This is a genomic window from Ideonella dechloratans (genome assembly GCF_021049305.1).
Lineage (GTDB): Bacteria > Pseudomonadota > Gammaproteobacteria > Burkholderiales > Burkholderiaceae_C > Ideonella > Ideonella dechloratans.
Genome location: NZ_CP088081.1, coordinates 1,207,502 through 1,226,265, shown reverse-complemented (window position 1 = coordinate 1,226,265; position 18,764 = coordinate 1,207,502). Strand labels below are relative to the sequence as shown.

Annotated in this window: 16 protein-coding genes; 9 read left to right on the top strand and 7 right to left on the bottom strand. The window is 69.7% G+C overall.

What is annotated here, in order from left to right:
• Positions 1-12 precede the first annotated feature (12 nt).
• The 7 genes from LRM40_RS05750 to LRM40_RS05720 all read right to left on the bottom strand — a co-directional run bounded on the left by LRM40_RS05750 (position 13) and on the right by LRM40_RS05720 (position 12,656).
• Positions 13-1,176, bottom strand: a complete 1,164-nt coding sequence (locus tag LRM40_RS05750; RefSeq protein ID WP_151123512.1) for a hypothetical protein — start codon at positions 1,174-1,176, stop codon at positions 13-15.
• A gap of 116 nt (positions 1,177-1,292) precedes the next feature.
• Positions 1,293-3,773 (bottom strand): glycogen/starch/alpha-glucan phosphorylase, encoded by a 2,481-nt coding sequence (locus tag LRM40_RS05745; protein WP_151123511.1) that lies wholly within the window; start codon positions 3,771-3,773, stop codon positions 1,293-1,295.
• Between the two features lie 34 nt (positions 3,774-3,807).
• Positions 3,808-5,253 (bottom strand): glycogen synthase GlgA, encoded by a 1,446-nt coding sequence (gene glgA / locus LRM40_RS05740; RefSeq protein ID WP_151123510.1) that lies wholly within the window; start codon positions 5,251-5,253, stop codon positions 3,808-3,810.
• Positions 5,254-5,266: 13 nt separating this feature from the next.
• Positions 5,267-6,532, bottom strand: a complete 1,266-nt coding sequence (glgC, locus tag LRM40_RS05735) for a glucose-1-phosphate adenylyltransferase (protein ID WP_151123509.1) — start codon at positions 6,530-6,532, stop codon at positions 5,267-5,269.
• Between the two features lie 25 nt (positions 6,533-6,557).
• The gene (gene glgX, locus LRM40_RS05730) at positions 6,558-8,705 is read right to left on the bottom strand and encodes a glycogen debranching protein GlgX (RefSeq protein ID WP_151123508.1); all 2,148 of its coding nucleotides are present in this window, start codon (positions 8,703-8,705) and stop codon (positions 6,558-6,560) included.
• A gap of 2 nt (positions 8,706-8,707) precedes the next feature.
• Positions 8,708-10,948, bottom strand: coding sequence for a 1,4-alpha-glucan branching protein GlgB (glgB, locus tag LRM40_RS05725; RefSeq protein ID WP_151123507.1), 2,241 nt, complete (start codon positions 10,946-10,948; stop codon positions 8,708-8,710).
• 16 nt (positions 10,949-10,964) lie between these two features.
• Positions 10,965-12,656 carry an alpha-amylase family glycosyl hydrolase gene (locus LRM40_RS05720; protein WP_231067740.1) on the bottom strand — a complete coding sequence of 564 codons (1,692 nt, stop codon included), beginning with the start codon at positions 12,654-12,656 and terminating at the stop codon, positions 10,965-10,967.
• Between the two features lie 193 nt (positions 12,657-12,849).
• Here LRM40_RS05720 and LRM40_RS05715 point away from each other — a divergent pair, with 193 nt between their 5' ends.
• From LRM40_RS05715 to LRM40_RS05675, 9 genes are all read left to right on the top strand, one after another.
• Entirely contained in the window at positions 12,850-13,152 is a 303-nt protein-coding gene (locus tag LRM40_RS05715; protein WP_151123506.1) for an urease subunit gamma, read from the top strand.
• Positions 13,153-13,212: 60 nt separating this feature from the next.
• Positions 13,213-13,518 carry an urease subunit beta gene (locus tag LRM40_RS05710; RefSeq protein WP_151123505.1) on the top strand — a complete coding sequence of 102 codons (306 nt, stop codon included), beginning with the start codon at positions 13,213-13,215 and terminating at the stop codon, positions 13,516-13,518.
• Between the two features lies 1 nt (position 13,519).
• Complete coding sequence (ureC, locus tag LRM40_RS05705) at positions 13,520-15,247, top strand: urease subunit alpha (protein ID WP_151123504.1); 1,728 nt, start codon at positions 13,520-13,522, stop codon at positions 15,245-15,247.
• Positions 15,248-15,328: 81 nt separating this feature from the next.
• Complete coding sequence (locus LRM40_RS05700; RefSeq protein WP_151123503.1) at positions 15,329-15,727, top strand: VOC family protein; 399 nt, start codon at positions 15,329-15,331, stop codon at positions 15,725-15,727.
• A 38-nt stretch (positions 15,728-15,765) separates the two neighbouring features.
• The gene (locus LRM40_RS05695) at positions 15,766-16,041 is read left to right on the top strand and encodes a DUF2164 domain-containing protein (RefSeq protein ID WP_151123502.1); all 276 of its coding nucleotides are present in this window, start codon (positions 15,766-15,768) and stop codon (positions 16,039-16,041) included.
• A gap of 58 nt (positions 16,042-16,099) precedes the next feature.
• The gene (locus LRM40_RS05690; RefSeq protein WP_151123501.1) at positions 16,100-16,870 is read left to right on the top strand and encodes an alpha/beta fold hydrolase; all 771 of its coding nucleotides are present in this window, start codon (positions 16,100-16,102) and stop codon (positions 16,868-16,870) included.
• Positions 16,867-17,325 carry a TIGR02594 family protein gene (locus LRM40_RS05685; protein ID WP_151123500.1) on the top strand — a complete coding sequence of 153 codons (459 nt, stop codon included), beginning with the start codon at positions 16,867-16,869 and terminating at the stop codon, positions 17,323-17,325. Before LRM40_RS05690 ends, LRM40_RS05685 begins: the two co-directional genes overlap by 4 nt.
• Before the next feature lie 8 nt (positions 17,326-17,333).
• Positions 17,334-17,843 (top strand): cupin domain-containing protein, encoded by a 510-nt coding sequence (locus LRM40_RS05680; protein WP_151123499.1) that lies wholly within the window; start codon positions 17,334-17,336, stop codon positions 17,841-17,843.
• Positions 17,844-17,941: 98 nt separating this feature from the next.
• The gene (locus tag LRM40_RS05675; RefSeq protein WP_151123498.1) at positions 17,942-18,748 is read left to right on the top strand and encodes a hypothetical protein; all 807 of its coding nucleotides are present in this window, start codon (positions 17,942-17,944) and stop codon (positions 18,746-18,748) included.
• Positions 18,749-18,764: the final 16 nt, after the last annotated feature.

Genomic DNA, 18,764 nt, shown 5'->3' with positions numbered 1-18,764 from the left:
GGGCACCGGTGCTCAGGGATTCAGCCAGGCCTGCCGGATCTTGCGACCGCACAAGCGCGAGGTGTTGTACGGCGTCTGGGTCGGGTCGGTGTTGTAGACGTTGGCCGCGTCGTAGCGGGCCAGCACGCCGTACCAGGTCTTGCTCTTGTCGATCCAGGGGTAGAAGCCGAACTTGCCGGGGCTGCTGAAGGTGCCGTCGCCCAGGCTGGGATCGTCTTCCACCCAGTGGCCCAGGCTGTAGTGCCAGCTCTCGTTGCCGATGTCGTTGGGCCCGCCCGGATGGGACTGGTTGATCGGGCTGAAGATCACGCCGGTGCAGTCGCTGCCGTTGGCGTGGGCGCACACCGCGTGCTGGCCCAGAGCCGCGGCGGTCTGTGCCAGGGTGCCGTCCAGCACATGGCGCAGGAACAGGCCGTAGTTGCTGGCATTGGTGCCCAGGCCGCCGGCCAGCTGCACGTTGGTGTAGTTGAAGGAGTTCGTCGGCATGCCCTTGATGCCCTTGAGGGCGGTGGTCAGGCTGCTGGTGGTGTAGCTGCCCCAGCCGCGCTGCACCGCGTGCACCTGCATGTGGCCGCCACCGTAGTAGAACTGGCCGGCCGTGTCGGCCTCGTAGTCGCCATTGGTGCCGCTGAAGCGTCCGGCCGCCGTCAGGCAGGCGGCCACGGTCATGCCCGTGGTCGAGCTGCAGTCGTTGAAATTGGTATAGCCCGAGCGCATGGAGAGGTAGCTCACGTCATCGGCACTGAGCACACCCTTCTGGGCCTCGATCACCGCGCTGGCATACACCCACTTGGACGCCGAGGCCACCGGCATCAGCGTGGTGGCCGTGGGCTTGGTCGTGCCCGTGCCGCCCTGGCCACTGCCGAGCTTGCCGGTCTTGTCGCCGATCTCCCAGTAGAAGGCCGTGATGCCCGTGCAGGCCGGATCGGTGGTGGCGGCCTTGGCCGCCGCGGCCTGCCGGTCGCTGACGGTCACGGTGGTGGTGGCGGTCGTGGTGCTTGTCGTGGTGGGGGTGGTCGTCCGGGTGCGCCGCACTGCGGCGGCCTGGGTCAGGGAGGCCGTGCTGTCCGTGGCTGCGGCACTGTCGGTGCCCGTGCCGTCCCCGCCTCCACCGCAGCCGGCCAACACGGCCGCCAACGCCCCCACGCCACACCACCCCGCCGCACGCACTCGCATCACTCGATCTCCAGAAGCGCCCCGTCAACGAACGACGTGGCGCCCCTCCTATCGACGCGGGGGCAGGAAGCTTTAACGGAAAGATACGGCTTGAAACACCCTCAGTTGCACAGAGTTCAATCCGTCACGCCGGGGGCCGGAATGTGCACCGGCGTGCTGTGCCAGATGTCGTGCGCGTACTCGGCGATGGTCCGGTCCGACGAGAAGAAGCCCATGCCGGCCACGTTGAGCACCGCCTTGCGGGTCCACTCGTCCTCGGCCCGGTACAGGGCGTCCACCCGGTCCTGGGTGTCCACGTAGCTGCGGTAGTCGGCCAGCAGCAGGTAGTGGTCGCCCCAGTTCACCAGGGTGTCCACGATGGGCTGGTAGCGGGCCGGCTCGCCGGGGCTGAAAACCCCGGTGGCGATCATCTCCAGCACCCCGGCCAGCTCGTCGTCCTCCTCCAGCCATTCGCGGGGCTGGTAGCCCCGGGCGCGCAGGCCGGCCACTTCCTCGGCGGTGTGGCCGAAGATGAAGATATTGTCCTCGCCCACATGCTCGCGCATCTCCACGTTGGCGCCGTCCAGCGTGCCGATGGTCAGCGCCCCGTTGAGGCCGAACTTCATGTTGCCCGTGCCCGAGGCCTCGGTGCCGGCGGTGGAAATCTGCTCGGACAGGTCGGCCGCCGGGATGATGACCTCGGCCAGGCTCACGCTGTAGTTGGGGATGAACACCACCTTGAGCCGGTCGCCCACGCGCGGGTCATGGTTGACGACTTCGGCCACGTCGTTGATGAGCCGGATCACCAGCTTGGCCATGTGGTAGGCCGAGGCGGCCTTGCCGGCGAACACCACCACCCGCGGCACCCACTGCGCGTCGGGCTGGTCCAGGATGCGGCGGTAGCGGGTGATGACGTGCAGCACGTTGAGCAGCTGCCGCTTGTATTCGTGGATGCGCTTGACCTGCACGTCGAACAGGGCCGTGGTGTCCAGGCTCACGCCCAGGCGCTTCTGCACCAGGGCGGCCAGCCGCTCCTTGTTCTGGCGCTTGACCCGGCGGAAGGCCCCCAGGAAGCCCGGCAGCTCGATGGCCGCCTTCAGGCCCTCGAGCTGGTCGAGCTGGCGGCGCCAGCCGCGGCCGATGCGCTGGTCCAGCAGCTGGGCCAGGCCGGGGTTGGCCTGGGCCAGCCAGCGGCGCGGCGTGATGCCGTTGGTCTTGTTGTTGAAGCGCTCGGGCCAGAGCTTGGCGAAGTCCGCGAAGATGGACTGCTTCATCAGCTCGGAATGCAGGGCCGACACACCGTTGACCGAGTGGCTGGCCAGCACCGCCAGGTAGGCCATGCGCACGCGGCGCTCGCCGGTCTCGTCCACCAGCGAGAGCTTGCGCTGCAGCTCGGTGCCGCCACCCGGCTGGCTGCCCAGCTGGCCCAGGAAGCGGGCGTTGATGTCGAAGATGATGCGCAGGTGGCGCGGCAACACCCGGCCCAGCACCTCCACCGGCCAGGTCTCCAGGGCCTCGTGCATCAGCGTGTGGTTGGTGTAGCTGAAGATCTTCTGGCAGTGCGCCCAGGCCACGTCCCAGGGCAGGCGGTGCTCGTCCACCAGCACCCGCATCAGCTCGGGGATGGCCAGCACCGGGTGGGTGTCGTTCAGGTGGATGCTGACCTTGTCGGAGAGCTGGTCGAAGCTGGTGTGGCTGCGCAGGTAGCGCCGGATCAGATCCTGCACGCTGGCCGAGACGAAGAAGTACTCCTGGCGCAGGCGCAGCTCGCGGCCCGAGGGCGTGGAGTCGTCCGGGTAGAGCACGCGCGAGACGTTCTCGCTGTGGTTCTTGGTCTCCACCGCGCCGAAGTAGTTGCCCTGGTTGAAGGCCTTGAGGTCCATCTCCTCGGTGGCCTTGGCGCTCCACAGCCGCAGCGTGTTGGTGGCCATGGTGCCGTAGCCCGGGATGATGGTGTCGTAGGCCATGGCCAGCACATCGTCGGTGTCCACCCAGCGCACGCCGCCGTGCGTGTCTTCCAGCCGGCCGCCGAAGCGCACGCGGTAGCTCACCTCGGGCCGCGGGAACTCCCAGGGATTGCCGTGGGTGAGCCAGTAGTCGGGGGTCTCCACCTGGCGCCCGTCCTGGATCAGCTGGCGGAACATGCCGTAGTCGTAGCGGATGCCGTAGCCGAAGCCCGGCACGCCCAGGGTGGCCATGGAGTCGAGGAAGCAGGCCGCCAGCCGGCCCAGGCCGCCGTTGCCCAGGGCGGCGTCGGGCTCCAGGTCGAACAGGCCGTCCAGGTCCACCTCCAGTTCCTGCAGGGCCTGCTTGAGGGCCGGCATCAGCTCCAGCGCCAGCACCGCATTGCTGAAGGTGCGGCCGATCAGGAACTCCATCGAGAGGTAGTAGACCCGCTTCACATCCTGCGCGTACTGGGCGCGGGTGGTCTGCATCCAGCGTTCGACCAGGTGGTCGCGGATGGCATAGGCCGCCGCGTGCATCCAGTCATCGGGACGGGCCGACACCGGGTCCTTGCCCACCTGGTAGATCAGCTTGTTGGCGATGTGGCGCTTGAGCGCCGCCACGCTGGTGCGGCCCATGTGGTCGTACTCGTGCTCGAACTGGTTGGCGTCCATCGCGGTCGGCTCCTCGGTTCAGGTGGAAATGGCCTCAGCGGCCCAGGGCGGCACGGTACATGGCCAGATAGCCCTGGGCAGCCACCGCCCAATCGTGGTGCTGCGCCATCGCGGTGCGCTGGACGGACACCCAGTCCCGCTTGCGGCGGTAGAGCGCGAAGGCCCGTCGCACGGCCGCGTCCAGACCCGCCTCGTCGAAGGCATCGAACACGAAGCCGGTGGCACGTCCCTCATCCAGGGCCTCCAGGGAACAGTCGGTCACGGTGTCGCCCAGCCCGCCCACGCGGCGCACCAGCGGCAGCGCGCCATAGCGCAGGCCGTAGAGCTGGGTCAGGCCGCAGGGCTCGAAACGGGACGGCACCATGATCACGTCGCCCCCGGCCACCATCTGGTGGGCCAGGGACTCGTCGTAACCGATGCGCACCCCCACCGAATCGGGCCAGCGGCCGGCCAGATCGCGGAATGCAGCTTCCATGCCGACGTCCCCGCTGCCCAGCAGGGCGAACTGGCCGCCGCGGGCGGCCAGCTTGGGCAGGGTCTCCAGCACCAGGTGCAGGCCCTTCTGCTCGGTCAGGCGGCTGACCACCACGAACAGCGGCACATCGGGCACCGGGGCCAGGCCCAGCAGCTTCTGCAGCGCCGCCTTGTTGCGGGCCTTGCCGGCCAGCTTCAGCCCATCGAAGGGCGCGGCGATCAGCGGGTCCTTGGCGGGGTTCCACACCGCGTCGTCCACGCCGTTCAGGATGCCGTGCAGCACCGCGCTGCGCCGGCGCAGCAGGCCGTCCAGCCCCATGCCCTGCTCGGGCGACTGGATCTCTCGGGCGTAGCTGGGGCTGACGGTGCTGATGCGGTCGGCATAGAAGAGGCCGGCCTTCATGAAGTTCAACGCGCCGTGGAACTCCAGGCCCTCGGGGTTGAAGAAGTGCAGCGGCAGGCCCAGCTCACCGAAGTGCCGCGCATCGAAGCTGCCCTGGTAAGCCAGGTTGTGGATGGTGAAGACCGAAGCCACCGGCACCCCCATGGCCTTCATGCAGGCGGGCGCCAGCGCGGCATGCCAGTCATGGGCATGCACCAGCTCGGGCCGCCAGTAGCCGTCGATCCCGCCGGCCAGTTCGGCCGCGGCCCAGCCCAGGCGGGCGAAGCGCAGGTGGTTGTCGGCATAGGGCTGCTGCTGGGCGTCGGCATAGGGCCCGCCGGGCCGCTGGTAGAGCGCCGGGGCGTCCACCACATAGGCGCGGCAGCCCACGGACGGCAGTTCGCCATAGAGCAGCCGCGCGCCCGGCACGCCGCCATGGGGGGCCAGTTCACCCACCGTCACCGGCTCCTTCAAGCCGGCCATCACCGCCTCGAAGCCGGGCAGCAGCACCCGCACCTCGGCACCCGCGCCCTGGAGCGCGGCCGGCAGCGCGCCGGCCACATCGGCCAGCCCGCCGGTCTTCAACAGGGGATAAATCTCGGCACAGACCTGCAAGACGCGCATGCGCCCTCCTTCTTCAGAGCTTGTCCAGCATGGCGCGGGTGACGAGCACCACGCCGCCGGGGCTGCGGTAGAAGCGCTTGGCGTCCAGTTCCGGGTCCTCGCCGACCACCAGGCCCTCGGGCAGCTTGCAGCGGCGGTCGATCACCGCGTTGCGGATGCGGCAATGGCGGTTGACCTGCACATCGGGCAGCACCACGGTGCGCTCCAGCTGGCTGTAGGAGCGTATCAGCACATTGGAGAACAGCACCGAGTTCAGCACCGTGGCCCCGGAGACGATGCAGCCGCCGGAGACCAGCGAATCGATGGCTTCGCCGCGGCGGCCATCCTGGTTGTGCACGAACTTGGCCGGCGGCAGCTGTTCCTGGTAGGTCCAGATCGGCCAGTCCCGGTCGTACATGTTCAGTTCGGGCGTGGTGGAGGCCAGGTCCAGGTTGGCGGCCCAGTAGGCGTCCACCGTGCCCACGTCGCGCCAGTAGGCCCGCGAATACGGCGGGTTGGCGATGGCCGACATCGAGAAGGGGTGCGCCAGGGCCTGGCCCTCGCTCACCGCCTTGGGGATCAGGTTCTTGCCGAAGTCGTGGTCCGAGGCCGGATCCCGGGCGTCCTCGTCGAGCAGGCGGTAGAGGTAGTCGGCATTGAAGATGTAGATGCCCATGCTGGCCAGCGACAGTGCCGGTTGGCCGGGCATGGGCGGCGGGTCGGCCGGCTTCTCGACGAAGCTGGTGACGCTGCGCTGCTCGTCCACCGCCATCACGCCGAAGCCGGAGGCCTCCAGCCGGGGCACCTCGATGCAGCCCACCGTCACCCCGCGGCCGCTGGCCACATGGTCGGCCAGCATGATGGAGTAGTCCATCTTGTAGACATGGTCGCCCGCCAGGATGACCACGTACTGCGGCTGCATGTCGCGCACGATGTCCAGGTTCTGCCAGACGGCATCGGCGGTGCCGCGGTACCAGTCCACCTCGTTGACGCGCTGCTGGGCCGGCAGCAGGTCGACGAAATCACCCATCTCGCTGCGCATGAAGCTCCAGCCGCGCTGCAGGTGGCGCAGCAGCGAATGCGACTTGTACTGGGTGACCACGCCGATGCGGCGAAAACCCGAGTTCACGCAGTTGGACAGCGCGAAGTCGATGATGCGGAACTTGCCGCCGAAGTGCACCGCCGGCTTGGCCCGGTTGTCGGTGAGGTTCATGAGGCGCGAGCCACGTCCGCCGGCCAGCACCAGCGCCATGGTGCGCCGGGCCAGCCAGCGGGTTTCGGCACTGCGGTTGAGGTCCATCTCGTCTCTCTCCAGGAAGGTCAGATCAGGTCGGGCCACCGTGCGCGGTGGTCTCGGTCAGGGCGTGGCTGCACAGCAGCTGCACGCTGTGGGCGGGCACCGAGAAGGGGCCGGGCGGATGCTGGCCCTCGGGCGGCTGGCCCAGGGCATGGCGGCTGTCCAGGCGGCCGATCCAGGCCGGCCCCCGGCTGAGCGGCGGCAGGGTGAACAGGCGGTCCGACCCCGTCGGGTTGAACAGCAGCAGGGTCTCGTGGTCGGCCCCCGGCGGGGCCAGCTGCACCGTCAGGGCCCGGTCGTGCCGGTCGTGCCAGTCGGCCGCGGCCAGCGGAGCGCCGTCCGGGCGCAGCCAGCGCACATCGGGCAGTCCGTCGGGGCCGGGCCGGCCGTGCAGCCACAGGTCGCCGCGCAGGGCGGTGTCGCAGCGGCGCAGCTGGGTCAGCCGGGCGATGTAGGCCGCCAGGCTGCGGCTGTCGGGTGCGGTCCAGTCCAGCCAGGTGAGCGCGCTGTCCTGGCAGTAGGCGTTGTTGTTGCCTTGCTGGCTGTGGCCCAGCTCGTCGCCCATCAGCAGCATGGGCGTGCCGCGCGAGAGCAGCAGCGTGGCCAGCAGCGCGCGCTGCAGCCGCCCGCGCAGCACCAGCACCGCCGGGTCGTGGCTGGGGCCTTCGGTGCCGCAGTTCCAGCTCAGGTTCTCGTGGTGGCCGTCGCGGTTGCCCTCGCCATTGGCCAGGTTGTGACGCTGGTTGTAGCTCAGCAGGTCGCGCAGGGTGAAGCCGTCGTGCGCGGTGATGAAGTTCAGGCTGGCCGCCGGGCGGCGCGGGCGCTTGGGGTCGTGGCGGAAGCGGTCGCTGGAGCCGGCCAGCCGGTTGGCCAGCTCGGCCCGGTCGGCCCGTCGGTCCTCGGGGCGCAGCCAGTAGGCGCGCCAGCCATCGCGGGCCTGGTCGTTCCATTCGAACCAGCCCACCGGGAAATGGCCCAGCTGGTAGCCCTCGGGCCCCAGGTCCCAGGGCTCGGCGATCATCAGGCAGCGCCGCAGCACCGGGTCGGTCTGCCAGGCGCCGAAGAAGGCCGCACCCGGGCTGTAGCGGCCCTGGTCGTCCCGCCCCAGCGCGGGGGCCAGATCGAAGCGGAATCCGTCCACCCCGTAGCTCTGCACCCAGTGCCGCAGCGCGTCGATGACCATGCGCAGCACCATCGGCTCGCCCAGGTTCAGGGTGTTGCCGCAGCCGCTCCAGTCCAGGTAGGCGCCCGGCTGCTTCGGGTCGTGGCGGTACCAGTGGCGGTTGGCCAGCCCCTTGAGGCTCAGGCAGGGCCCCTGCAGGTCGGTTTCGGCGCTGTGGTTGAACACCATGTCCAGCACCACTTCGAAGCCCGCCCTGCGCAAGGTCGCAATCGCCTGACGCAGCTCCTCGGCCGCGCTCAGCCCGCCCTGCCCGCTGGCATAGCGCGGCTCCGGCGCCATGAAGCCGATGGGCGTGTAGCCCCAGTGGTTGGACAGGCCCTGGCGCTGCAGCCGGGCTTCGTCGGCCCGCGCCTGCACCGGCATCAGCTCCAGCGTGGTCACGCCCAGCGCCTTCCAGTGGGCGATCAGGGCCGGATGGGCCAGGCCGGCGTAGGTGCCGCGCAGGGCCTCGGGCACCTCGGGGTGCAAGGCCGTGGCGCTGCGCACATGCACCTCGGCCACCACCCGGTGGCCCAGCGGCACCGGTGGCACGTCCACCACCGGCGCACGAGCCGGCGCCTGCACCCGGGCCTTGAGGGCGATGTCGCCGTTGTCCTGCGGATGGGGCCGGCGCGGGTCGACCGGGTCGAAGTCCAGATAGCGGTCCAGCTCGCCGGCGTAGCGGCCCACCACCGCATGGGCATAGGGGTCCAGCAGCAGGCGTTGCGGGTTGAAGCGCAGGCCCTGCGCCGGTTGCCAGGGGCCGGCCGCGCGCCAGCCATAGACCTGGCCCGGGCCCACGCCGGGCACGGTGGCGTGCCAGATGCCCAGGTGGACATGCGGCACCGGCAGGCGCTGCAGCTCGTGGCGGCCGCTGTCGTCGAACAGGCACAGCCAGACGGCCTCGGCCTCCGGCGCCCAGACGGCGAACTGCACGCCCCCGGCCACCGGGTGGGCGCCCAGGTGGTGGGGGTCGCCGGGCGGCAGGGCTTGCATGGCTTCGGCGTGTCGCATGGTCACCCCTGCCCTTCCTCGGACACGGCCTGCGGCACCAGCATCACGGTGGCCAGCGGCGGCAGCGTCAGACGCACCGAGGTGGGCCAGCCATCGCTGGGCATGTCCTCCACCACCAGCGGGCCGGGCGAGACGCCGCTGCCGCCATAGACCACGTCGTCGGTGTTGATCAGCAGCGTCCAGCGCTGGCCGGCCGGCAGCGGTGGCAGGCCCAGGCGGTAGCCGTGGCAGACCTCGGGCGTGAAATGGGCAATGACGACCACCCGCTGCCCGTCGGCCGCCCCCGGCACGGCGCGGCGTTCGCAGGCCAGCACCGCGTGGGCGGCGTCGTCATGGCGCAGCCACTGGAAGCCGGCCGAGTCGTGGTCCAGCCGGTACAGCGCGGGGTGGTGACGCAGCACCCGATTCAGGTCGCGCACCAGGCGCTGCAGGCCCGCGTGCGGTGCATGGGCCAGCAGATGCCAGGGCAGACCGGCGTCGGCGTTCCACTCTTCCCAGGGGCCGATCTCGTTGCCCATGAACAGCAGCTTCTTGCCCGGGTGGCCCCACATCCAGCCATAGGCCGCGCGCAGCGTGGCGAAGCGCTGCCAGGTGTCGCCGGGCATCTTGCCCACCATCGAACCCTTGCCGTGCACGACCTCGTCGTGCGAGATGGGCAGCATGAAGTTCTCGCTGAAGGCATACATCAGCGAGAAGCGCATCTCGTCCTGGTGCCAGCAGCGGTGGATGGGCTCGCGCGCCAGGTAGCGCAGCGTGTCGTTCATCCAGCCCATGTTCCACTTGAAGTGGAAGCCCAGACCGCCGGACTGGAGGTCGTCGGACGGGGGACGGGTCACACCGGGAAAGGCGGTGGATTCCTCGGCGATCATCATCGCCCCGGGCCGTTCGATACCGATGGTGCGGTTGAGCCGGCGCAGGAACTCGATGGCCTCCAGGTTCTCGCGTCCGCCCCAGCGGTTGGGGATCCACTCGCCCTCGCGGCGGCTGTAGTCGCGGTAGAGCATGGAAGCCACGGCGTCCACCCGCAGGCCGTCGATGCCGTAGCGCTCGATCCAGTACAGCGCATTACCGATCAGGAAGTTGCGCACCTCCACCCGGCCGTAGTTGTAGATCAGGGTGTTCCAGTCGGGGTGATAGCCCTCGCGCCGGTCCTGGTGCTCGTAGAGGCAGGTGCCGTCGAACCAGGCCAGCCCGTGTTCGTCGGTGGGGAAATGGGCCGGCACCCAGTCCAGGATGACACCCAGGCCCGCCGCATGGGCCGCGTCGACGAAGGCCTTGAACTCCTCCGGCCGACCGAAGCGCGCGGTGGGGGCGTACAGGCCCACCGGCTGGTAGCCCCAGGAGCCGTCGAAGGGGTGCTCCTGCACCGGCAGCAGCTCCAGGTGGGTGAAGCCCATCTCCGCCGCATAGGCGACGAGCTGCTCGGCCAGTTCGGTGTAGCTCAGCCAGCGGCCATCCGGCCCGCGCCGCCAGGAGCCCAGGTGCACCTCGTAGATGCTGATGGGGGCGTCCAGCGCGTTGGCCCGGGCCCGCTCGGCGTCCAGCGGCACGCCGGCAGGCAGGCGCTGCACGATGCAGGCGGTGCCGGGCCTGAGCTCGGCCCGGTTGGCGTAGGGGTCGGCCTTCTGGCGCATCACGCCGTCGCGCCCCAGCACCTCGAAGCGGTAGTGGTCGCCCTCGGCCGCCTGGGGCACGAAAATGTCCCAGATGCCTGCGCCCGGGTGCAGGCGCATGGGGTGGCGGCGGCCATCCCACTGGTTGAAGCTGCCCACCACCGAGACCCGTCGGGCCGAGGGCGCCCAGACGGCAAAGCGCACCCCCGCCACGCCCTCCACCACCAGCGGGTGGGCGCCCAGGGCTTCGTAGGGACGCAGGTGGGTGCCTTCGGCCAGCCACCACAGCTCGGCGCCGCGCAACTGGCTGTCGTAGCGGTAGGCGTCCTCCATCACCACCGGCCCCTGGCCCCAGTCCACCCGCAGGCGGTAGGTGCCCGGCAAGCGGGGCAGCTTGACGCACCACAGGTCCGAGCCGGGCACCTGGGCCAGGTCGGCCAGCCAGCGGTTCTCGGCGTCGGTGACGGCCACCTGCCGGGCCCCCGGCAGCAGCACCCGCAGCGCGGTGCCTTCGCGGTCGGTGTGGGGGCCCAGCACCGAGAAGGGGTCGCCGTGCTCGGCGTTCTGCAGGGCCTGGACGGTGGCCGGATCGGGGGCACCGTGCAGGGTTCCGTGGGCGACTGGTGGCATGGGGACGGTCCGCGAATCAGCGGGTGGCCACGGCCGCGCTGTGCGGCGGCAGATGCCAGCCGCGCCCATCGGGGCTGAGCTGGGCCATGGGCAGCGGGGTGCCGGGCAGCGCCGACAGCCCCCCCAGGGTGTCCGGCAGGGGAATGTCCAGCGCCCGCCCGCCCAGGTTGAAGGCCAGCACGAGGGGCGCCTGGCCCGGCAGCAGCCGCTCGAACAGCAGGGCATGCTGGCCGGGGGCATGGTGGAAGCGGATCTCGCCCTGGCGCAGCACCGCCTCGCGGCGGCGCCAGGCCAGCAGGGCCCGCGCCCGGGCCAGCACGCTGGCCGGGTTCGACTCCTGCACATCCACCGCCCGCTGCGCGTGGTCCGCGCCCAGGGGCAGCCAGGGCTCGGCCCCGGTGTTGAAGCCGGCGTTCACCGCATCGCGCCACCAGGGCATGGGGGTGCGGCAACCGTCGCGCCCCTTGAAGCGCGGCCAGAAGGCCTTGCCATAGGGGTCCTGCAGGCGCGCGAAGGGGATGTCGGCCTCCGGCAGGCCGAGCTCCTCGCCCTGGTACAGGCAGACACTGCCCTTGAGCGTGAGCAGCAGCGCCAGCAGGGTGGCCGAGAGGGCGTCGTCCGGCTGGCCATGCGGGGCCCAGCGGCTGGCCACCCGGGGCACGTCGTGGTTGGACAGGGCCCAGCAACCCCAGCCCCCAGTGCGGGCCAGCTCGGCTTCCAGTCCCTGCACCTGCTCGCGGATGTGCGGGCCGGAGGCCTCGGGCGTCAGCAGGGCGAAGCTGTAGGCCATGTGCAGGCGCTTGCCGGCCTCGGTGTAGTCGGCCATCACCGGCAGCGGGTGTTCGTCGCCCACCTCGCCGATGCTGGCGGCGCCGTACTCGTCCAGCAGCGCCCGCAGGCGCTCCAGGAAGGCCAGGTTCTCCGGCTGGGTCTTGTCGTGCAGATGGCGCTGCATGGCGTAGGGGTTGTCGGGCCGCACCGTGCTGACCTCGGCCTGTTCGGCCGCGCTGGCCGGCGGGTTGCTGCGCAGGGCCCGGTCATGGAACTGGTGGTTGCAGGCGTCGAAGCGGAAGCCATCCACCCCGCGCTCGCACCAGAAGCGCACCTCGCCCAGCAGGGCCTCCTGCACGGCGGGGTGGTGGAAGTTCAGATCGGCCTGGCTGGCCAGGAAGCTGTGCAGGTAGTACTGCCGCCGCTGGCTGTCCCAGTGCCAGGCCGGGCCGCCGAAGACGCTCAGCCAGTTGTTGGGCGGCGTGCCGTCGGGCTGCGGGTCGGCCCAGACATACCAGTCGGCACGGGGGTTGTCGCGGCTGACCTGGCTCTCCTGGAACCAGGCGTGCTCGGTGGAGGTGTGGGAAAGCACCTGGTCGATCATCACCTTCAGTCCCAGCGCGTGGGCCTGGGCGATCAGGGCGTCGAAATCGGCCAAGGTGCCGAACAGCGGGTCCACCTGCCGGTAATCGGCCACGTCGTAGCCGAAATCGGCCATCGGCGACTTGAAGAAGGGGGAGATCCAGATGGCATCCACCCCCAGGTGGGCCACGTAGGCCAGGTGCTCGGTGATGCCCCGCAAATCCCCCACGCCGTCGTTGTTGCTGTCGGCGAAGCTGCGGGGGTAGATCTGGTAGACGACCGCGCCACGCCACCACTCGTCGCGCACCGCCCGCCTGGCCGACATGACGGAGGGGGCGACGGGCGGGGCAGGCATGCGGGTCCTTTCAGAGTTCCGGGAACATCCGGAGGGTCCGGACAGACCGATCTTGCCTCAGGCCCGTGATGGCACCAAGCCCTGGCGTGGCAGGGATGCACCGTGCTGGTGACCGGATGCCCCATGGCACCCCGCTTGCTGGATACTGACCCGATGGCTGCGCGCGCGCCGCGCCCGGCCGCTGGAGAACCGGATGGAACTGACCCCCCGCGAGAAAGACAAGCTGCTGATCTTCACCGCCGCCCTGCTGGCCGAGCGCCGCCTGGCCCGGGGCCTGAAGCTCAACTACCCCGAGGCCGTGGCCCTGATCACCGCCGCCATCCTGGAAGGCGCCCGCGACGGCAAGACCGTGGCGGCGCTGATGAGCGAAGGCAAGACCGTGCTGCAGCGCAACCAGGTGATGGAGGGGGTGGCCGAGATGATCCCCGAGATCCAGGTGGAGGCCACCTTCCCCGATGGCACCAAGCTGGTCACCGTGCACCAGCCCATTGCCTGAGCGACGGACCAACGCACCATCACGGTGCACACCCTTCCCCCACTTCTTCCGCCCCACACCATGGTCCCCGGAGAACTCATCACCGACGACGGCGAACTGGAGGTCAACCCCGGCCGCCGCACCCTCACCCTGGTGGTGGAAAACGCCAGCGACCGCCCCATCCAGGTCGGCTCGCACTACCACTTCGCCGAAACCAACGCCGGCCTGCGCTTCGACCGTGAGGCCGCCCGCGGCATGCGGCTGAACATCGCCAGCGGCACCGCCGTGCGCTTCGAGCCCGGCCAGCAACGCACCGTGGAGCTGGTGGACTACGCCGGCCAGCGCACCGTCTACGGCTTCCGTGGCCTGGTGCAAGGAGCCCTCTGACATGAGCACCCTGGGCAAACGCGCCTACGCCGAGATGTTCGGCCCCACCGTGGGCGACCGCCTGCGCCTGGCCGACACCGACCTGATCCTGGAAGTCGAGCAGGACTACACCCTGCGGGCCGGCGGCTACGGCGAGGAGGTGAAGTTCGGCGGCGGCAAGACCATCCGCGACGGCATGGGCCAGAGCCAGGTCGTCAACGGCCCCGGCCCGCACGAGGCCTGCGACTGCGTGGTCACCAACGCCGTCATCCTGGACCACTGGGGCATCGTCAAGGCCGACATCGGCATCAAGGGCCAGCGCATCGTGGCCATCGGCAAGGCCGGCAACCCCGACGTGCAGCCGGGCGTGGACATCGTCATCGGCCCGGGCACCGAGATCATCGCCGGCGAAGGCATGATCGTCACCGCCGGCGCCATCGACACCCACATCCACTTCATCTGCCCGCAGCAGATCGAGGAGGCCCTGGCCAGCGGTGTGACGACCATGATCGGCGGCGGCACCGGCCCGGCCACCGGCACCTTCGCCACCACCTGCACCCCGGGGCCGGAAAACCTGCGCCGCATGCTGGAAGCGGCCGACGCCTTCCCGATGAACCTGGGCTTTCTGGGCAAGGGCAACGCCAGCCGGCCCGAGGCCCTGCGCCAGCAGGTCGAGGCCGGCGCCATCGGCCTGAAGCTGCACGAGGACTGGGGCACCACCCCGGCGGCCATCGACTGCTGCCTGAGCGTGGCCGAAGAGACCGACGTGCAGGTGGCCATCCACACCGACACGCTCAACGAGAGCGGTTTCGTGGAGGACACCATCGCCGCCTTCAAGGGCCGCACCATCCACAGTTTCCACACCGAGGGTGCGGGTGGTGGCCACGCGCCGGACATCATGAAGGTGGTGGGCGAGGCCAATGTGCTGCCCAGCTCCACCAACCCCACGCGCCCGTTCACCGTCAACACGCTGGACGAGCACCTGGACATGCTGATGGTGTGCCACCACCTGGACGCCTCCATCGCCGAGGACCTGGCCTTTGCCGAAAGCCGCATCCGCCGCGAGACCATCGCCGCCGAGGACATCTTGCACGACCTGGGCGCGATCAGCATGTTCAGCTCCGACAGCCAGGCCATGGGCCGGGTGGGCGAGGTGGTCATCCGCTGCTGGCAGACGGCCCACAAGATGAAGGCCCAGCGCGGCAAGCTGCCGGACGACCCCGCCCGCAGCGACAACGCCCGCCTCAAGCGCTATATCGCCAAGCTGAGCATCAACCCCGCGCTCGCCCACGGCATCGGCCACGAGGTGGGCAGCGTGGCCGTGGGCAAGTGGGCCGACCTGGTGTTCTGGAAGCCGGCCTTCTTCGGCGTCAAGCCCAGCCTGGTGCTCAAGGGCGGCTTCATCGCCATGGCGGCCATGGGCGACCCCAACGCCAGCATCCCCACCCCGCAGCCGGTGCACTACCGCCCGCAGTTCGGCGCCTTCGGCGGCGCCCTCTCGCGCGGCTCGCTCACCTTCGTCAGCCAGGCGGCGCTGAAGAACGGCGCCGCCGAGAGCTACGGCCTGCACAAGCATCTGGCCGCCGTGAAGGGCTGCCGCAGCATCAACAAGGCCGGCATGGTGCACAACCACTACGCCCCGGTGATGGAGATCGACGCGCAGACCTATGCCGTGCGCGCCGATGGCCAGCTGCTGACCTGCGAGCCCGCCACGGTGCTGCCGATGGCGCAGCGCTACTTCCTCTTCTGAGGCACAGACACGGGTTGCCGCCACTGCGACCACGGACGACAGCAGGCATGATGGCCGGCATCATCCAACGGGGAGCCCGCCATGAGCCGCCAGATCTTCCTCAACCTCCCGGTCGCTGACCTGCCCCGCTCCGTGGCCTTCTTCGAGGCCCTGGGCTTCACCCGCAAGCCGGAGTTCAGTGACGACACGGGCGCGGGCCTCGTCATCAGCGACACCATCTGGCTGATGCTGACCACCCACGCCCGGTTCAAGACCTTCACCCCCAAGGAGGTCTGCGACACCTCGCGGGCCGTGGAGGTGCTGATCTCGCTGAGCTGTGACAGCAAGGAGGAAGTGGACGCCCTGGTGGCCAAGGCCCTGGCCGCCGGCGGCAGCACCTACGATCAGCCGGAGGACCTGGGCTTCATGTACTCGCACAGCTTCGTGGATCTGGATGGGCATGGGTGGGGGGTCTTGTACATGCCGGGCACGCCGGCGTGATCCCGTGATTCCTTTCCAAGCACCCCGGGGAGCCCCACATGACCATCGCGCTGAACAAGGACGCACGCAAGGACGCGATCGCCTCCATCGAGCGGTACTGCCGGGAGAACATGGATGAACCGATCGGCAACATCGCGGCGGGGGCTTGGCCGGGATTTTTCCTGGAGGAGATCGATCCCTCGATCTACAACCAGGCGGTCACGGATGTCCAGGAGCGGCTGCAGGCCCGGGTGATGGCGCTGGACATCGAAATCCACGAGGACGAGTTCCAGCACTGGCGCAAGTTCGACCGTGATGCCCAAAGACGGCGATGACCCGCCGATGACCCGGCCTTGAACCGCCGCCCCATCACCCGATTCACCGCGAATACCCATGCTGCTCGGCCACACCCTGCTCGGCTCCGGTCCTTCGCTGGTCATGGTCATGCACGAATGGCTGGGCGACAGCTCCAACTACGATCCGCTGCGCCCCTACCTCGACACCACGGCGCACCGCTTCTGCTTTGCCGATCTTCGGGGTTATGGCCTGTCCATGGCACAGGCGGGCACGCACACCCTCGACGAAGCCTGCCAGGACATCCTCGCCTTGGCCGATGCGCTGGAGGCGCCGCGCTTCCACCTGATCGGCCACTCCATGTCGGCCTTGATCGCCCAGCGCATCGCCTGGCTGGCGCCTACCCGGGTCCGGTCCCTGGTCGCCATCACACCGGTCTTTGCCGCAGGCTTCCCTGCCGATGACACGGCTCGGGCACAGCTGCGGGCCGTGGCCACCGAGGACGACGCCGCCCGCGCGGCCATTGCGGCACGCACGGGCCACCGCCACACCCGCCCGTGGCTGGACTTCAAGCTGAACAAGTCGCGCCAGCGCTCCACCGAGCAGGCGCGCCTCGGCTACCTGCAGATGTTCACCGGCACCGACTTCCAGCGGGACGTCCAGGGCTGGCCCACGCCCATGCTGGTGCTGCACGGCGAACACGACATCCCCGTCTACCGCGAAGAAGCGCTGCGCCGCTCCTTCGGTGCCTGCTACCCGAAGCTGCGCTTTGAACAGGTGGTCAGCGCAGGCCACTACCCGATGCTGGAGACGCCGGTCTTCCTGGCCTCGCGCATCAATGTCTTTCTGGCGGAGCAGGAAGCCTCATGAATGCCCCCTGGCTCGCCATCGCCGCGGCCGAGCAGGGTGTGCATGCCCATCCGCCCGGCAGCAGCAACCCGCGTATCACGGCCTACCACGCGGGCACCAACATTGCCGGCTATGACGACAAGGTGTCGTGGTGTTCTTCCTTCGTCAACTGGTGTTTCGAACGGTGCGGTGTGCGGGGCACGGGCTCGGCCCTCGCCCGCTCCTGGCTGGACTGGGGCGAGGCGCTCGATGTGCCAGTGCCCGGTTGCGTCGTCGTGCTCTGGCGCGAATCCCGGGAAAGCTGGAAAGGCCATGTCGGGTACTACCTGCGGCATGAGCTTCAGGACGTCGTGCTGCTGGGTGGCAACCAGCTGGGAGCCGTGCAGGAACACCGTTACCCCCTGGAGACGGTACTGGCTTACCGTTGGCCATCCGGACGACCTGTGCCAGGACCGTACCGCATCCCACCCGCATGAGGAACCGCATGCAAGACCGCCCCGAATTCATCGTCTCCGCCCACAGCGTCCCCGAACACGCCCACGTCTACCCCCAAAGCACGGAAGCCATGGGCCCCATGCGTGCCCTGGGCGCCGCGGCCGGCCTGCAGCGCATTGGCATCAACCTGCAGCGCCTGCCCCCCGGCACGCGTTCGTCCTGGCCGCATGCAGAGTCGGACGAAGAGGAGTTCGTCTATGTGATCGAGGGCGAGGTGCAGGCCTGGATCGACGGGCACCTGCACCCGATGAAGGCCGGCGATCTGGCGGCCTTCCCCGCGGGCACCGGCATCTCGCACTGCTTCATCAACAACGGCGACCGCGAGGCCCTGCTGCTGGTGGGCGGCGACGTGGCCCGCGCCACAAACCGGATCTTCTATCCGCGCAACCCCTCCCGCCGGCAGGATCTGCCCGCGGCCCTGTGGTGGGACGACGTGCCCCCTCACGCGCAGGGGCCCCACGACGGCCTGCCGGAGACCCGGCGCGGCATGGCGCCCTGAGGCCGCGGGGGATGGTCAAGCGGCGCTGCCCCCGCTAGTCTTTACGCCATTCGCCGGCGCCGCCAGTTCCCGGGCGTTGGGCTCCTGCAGGAGGCCACATGACGCAAACCACCAAGGAACAGGCCGACATCGAGCTGGCCGTGGCACAACGGCAGAAGGTGCTGGCCGAGATCGAGGTGCTGCGCCGCACCACGCCCCTCACCGAAACCATCAAGCTCATCGGCTCGATGGTCCTGGGCATCGGGGGGGCGGTGGCGGCCATCGCCGGCTTCCAGCTGGCCGAGGTGAAGGCCGAGAAGTTCAAGGCCGAAGCCAGCGCGGCAGAAAAGGCCCGGGCAGCCGCGCAGGCCGACGTGGACAGACTCAACTCCTCCCGCACCGCCTTGTCTCGGGAGATCGGCGAGTTGCAAAAGAGCCTGCAAGGCGCCAAGAGGGACTACGCCGAGATCTCCGACAGACTGGCTGCGGCCGAACGGGAGACCCAGAGCCCGGCGCTGTCCTCCACCTTGAAGAACCTGCAGCAGAGTGTCAACGCGGCGGACATCGCCCTGCGCGCGGCGGCACCGGCCGGCGGACAAAGAGACACGGGCACCCCCCTGGACACCCTGGTGGCACGGCTGTATGCGCCCACGGCCGCCGTGCGAGGTGCCGCCTACGAGGAGTTGATGAGCAGCCATGCCCGCGACCCCGCGCTGATCCCGGCCCTGCTGAACTATGCGGAACCGAACCTGAACAACGCCAACGGCCTCTACAACTGCATCGCGGTGCTGCTGCGCGTGGACCGGGCCTTGCTCAAGCCCCATCTGGCGGACATCCGCAACCTGGCCGAGCGTGCCAAGGCCAACGGCCCGAAGACCGCCGAACGTGCCGACCAGCTGCTGCGGCTCCTGGCCGAGGCCCAATGATTCGTCACATGCGGCA

Coding starts and splice junctions, on each gene's coding strand:
- glgA (WP_151123510.1), bottom strand. CDS start 5,253: ATGCGCGTCTTGCAGGTCTGTGCCGAGATTTATCCCCTGTTGAAGACC.
- LRM40_RS05700 (WP_151123503.1), top strand. CDS start 15,329: ATGAGCCGCCAGATCTTCCTCAACCTCCCGGTCGCTGACCTGCCCCGC.
- LRM40_RS05695 (WP_151123502.1), top strand. CDS start 15,766: ATGACCATCGCGCTGAACAAGGACGCACGCAAGGACGCGATCGCCTCC.
- LRM40_RS05720 (WP_231067740.1), bottom strand. CDS start 12,656: ATGCCTGCCCCGCCCGTCGCCCCCTCCGTCATGTCGGCCAGGCGGGCG.
- ureC (WP_151123504.1), top strand. CDS start 13,520: ATGAGCACCCTGGGCAAACGCGCCTACGCCGAGATGTTCGGCCCCACC.
- LRM40_RS05750 (WP_151123512.1), bottom strand. CDS start 1,176: ATGCGAGTGCGTGCGGCGGGGTGGTGTGGCGTGGGGGCGTTGGCGGCC.
- glgX (WP_151123508.1), bottom strand. CDS start 8,705: ATGCGACACGCCGAAGCCATGCAAGCCCTGCCGCCCGGCGACCCCCAC.
- LRM40_RS05715 (WP_151123506.1), top strand. CDS start 12,850: ATGGAACTGACCCCCCGCGAGAAAGACAAGCTGCTGATCTTCACCGCC.
- glgB (WP_151123507.1), bottom strand. CDS start 10,948: ATGCCACCAGTCGCCCACGGAACCCTGCACGGTGCCCCCGATCCGGCC.
- LRM40_RS05675 (WP_151123498.1), top strand. CDS start 17,942: ATGACGCAAACCACCAAGGAACAGGCCGACATCGAGCTGGCCGTGGCA.
- glgC (WP_151123509.1), bottom strand. CDS start 6,532: ATGGACCTCAACCGCAGTGCCGAAACCCGCTGGCTGGCCCGGCGCACC.
- LRM40_RS05745 (WP_151123511.1), bottom strand. CDS start 3,773: ATGGACGCCAACCAGTTCGAGCACGAGTACGACCACATGGGCCGCACC.
- LRM40_RS05685 (WP_151123500.1), top strand. CDS start 16,867: ATGAATGCCCCCTGGCTCGCCATCGCCGCGGCCGAGCAGGGTGTGCAT.
- LRM40_RS05710 (WP_151123505.1), top strand. CDS start 13,213: ATGGTCCCCGGAGAACTCATCACCGACGACGGCGAACTGGAGGTCAAC.
- LRM40_RS05680 (WP_151123499.1), top strand. CDS start 17,334: ATGCAAGACCGCCCCGAATTCATCGTCTCCGCCCACAGCGTCCCCGAA.
- LRM40_RS05690 (WP_151123501.1), top strand. CDS start 16,100: ATGCTGCTCGGCCACACCCTGCTCGGCTCCGGTCCTTCGCTGGTCATG.